2 pseudogenes are annotated in these 1158 nt (G+C 69.3%); both read left to right on the top strand.

The features are described from left to right. Positions 1–494: pseudogene (locus DD1DGNOD_RS08625) on the top strand (hypothetical protein); the annotation flags it as partial. 303 nt (positions 495–797) lie between these two features. Beyond that, positions 798–1158, top strand: a pseudogene (locus DD1DGNOD_RS08620) (HelD family protein); the annotation flags it as partial.

Raw genomic sequence — 1158 nt, 5'->3', positions numbered from 1 at the left:
CCATCGAAGGGGGCAACACCATGACCATGACGACGACCATGACGACACTGGACTCGCTCACGAACGTCGACCCGTCCGCTGCTGCCGGCTGCCGTCGGCAGCGGCTGACCATGATGGCGTGCGGCGTCGGTATCACCCCGATCAGGGCGCTCCTCGACGAGCTCGACTACTCCCCCGCCGAGGCCGTGCTGATCTACCGGGCCACGACCGAGCAGGGCCCGACCTTCCGGCACGAGCTGGACATGCTGGCCGTGCTGCACGGGATCCGCGTGATCTACCTGCCCGGGCACCGCTGCCCGGACCGTCCGTCATGGCTGCCGGAACGCTTCTCCTCCCTGCTGGACGACGTCGCGCTGCGCCAGATCGTCCCCGACATCGCCGACCACGACGTGTTCGTCTGCGGCCCCGAGGCATGGATGGAGGCCGTCCGAGACGCGGCGCTGCTGGCCGGCGTCCCGTCCGAGCAGCTGCACATGGCGCGGTTGACATGGTGAGGCCGGACGTCGACACAGTGCGGCAGGACTGTGCCCGGACGCCCGGCACGGCCCGGGCTTCCGGCATGGCCCGCGACCCGCGGCCCGGGTGACCCTGGCCACAAACAATTCCAGCCACAAACGACCGCGACCAGCCGGAACAGCCGCCCTGACCGGCCAGGGCGGAAGATCTTTTCTGGGGTGTCGAGCGCCGGAGGGCACGCAGGCATACGCTCTATGTCCCACTCCGCATGCGGATGTTGGCCGGGAGCGCCGGTCGTACAGCCGGGAACGCTCATCCCTCACAAGCCGGAAGGATCACAGGTGTCGACGACGTACGAGCACGAACTCGCGCGTGAGCAGGCGTATGTCGACACCCTGTACAGCCGCTTGGACGACCTGCGCGACCAGACCCGTGAGCAGCTGCGCGCCGTACTGCTGGAGGCGGGCACCGGCACGCCGCAGTCACGGGTGGAGCGGGACGCCTTCGCCGGCGCATACTCCGATCGGATCAGCCGGCTCGACGCCGCCGAGGAGCAGCTGTGTTTCGGCGCCATGGACCGCACCGACCATCGGCGCATCTACATCGGCCGGATCGGCCTGTCGGACACCGAGCACGAACCGATCCTGATCGACTGGCGTGCCCCGGTGGCCACCGCCTTCTACCGGGCGACCCTCGCCGACC

Origin of the sequence: Candidatus Protofrankia californiensis (assembly GCF_900634765.1) — a bacterium.
GTDB classification, from domain to species: Bacteria; Actinomycetota; Actinomycetes; order Frankiales; family Frankiaceae; genus Protofrankia; species Protofrankia californiensis.
The sequence above is the reverse complement of the archived record's forward strand: the minus strand, read 5'-3'. Positions and strand labels throughout refer to the sequence as shown.